The sequence below is a fragment of the Halomonas sp. SIMBA_159 genome (assembly GCF_046536035.1).
Taxonomy (GTDB): Bacteria; Pseudomonadota; Gammaproteobacteria; order Pseudomonadales; family Halomonadaceae; genus Vreelandella; species Vreelandella venusta_A.
The window spans coordinates 1-433 of record NZ_JAWJBT010000109.1 but is presented as its reverse complement, the minus strand read 5'-3'; the positions used below and the strand labels follow the sequence as shown (position 1 = coordinate 433).

Here is a 433-nt window from a genome sequence, read left to right as displayed (position 1 = left end):
CAAAGCGAACAACTGCTCGACACCTTGAAACAACGTTTTGAGCAAAATGAACAGCGCCACGAGAAGATGGGCTGGGACAATGTCTTACTGAAGCTGAAGGAACATCCGGAGAAGTTGGCGATTTTGCATCAAATGGAGGAAACGGGCGGTGAACCGGATGTCATCGGCTATGAACCTGAGACCGGCATGTTTTTGTTTTGCGACTGTGCTACAGAAAGCCCTATAGGACGCAGAAGCCTATGCTATGACCGGGCTGCGCTTGAAGGGCGCAAAAAGAACAAACCTGAAAATTCGGCAGTCGACAGCGCTAATGAAATCGGCATAGACTTATTGACAGAAGATCAATACCGGGTGCTTCAGACTTTAGGCGAATTTGATTTGAAGACCTCAAGTTGGCTGGAGACGCCTGAGGAAATCCGTGAACGAGGAGGGG

At 49.2% G+C, this 433-nt stretch carries 1 protein-coding gene; it reads left to right on the top strand.

What is annotated here, in order from left to right; genetic code table 11:
- A partial coding sequence (locus R0J87_RS18585; RefSeq protein WP_498888039.1) for a DUF4256 domain-containing protein occupies positions 1-433 on the top strand: 433 nt, incomplete at both ends.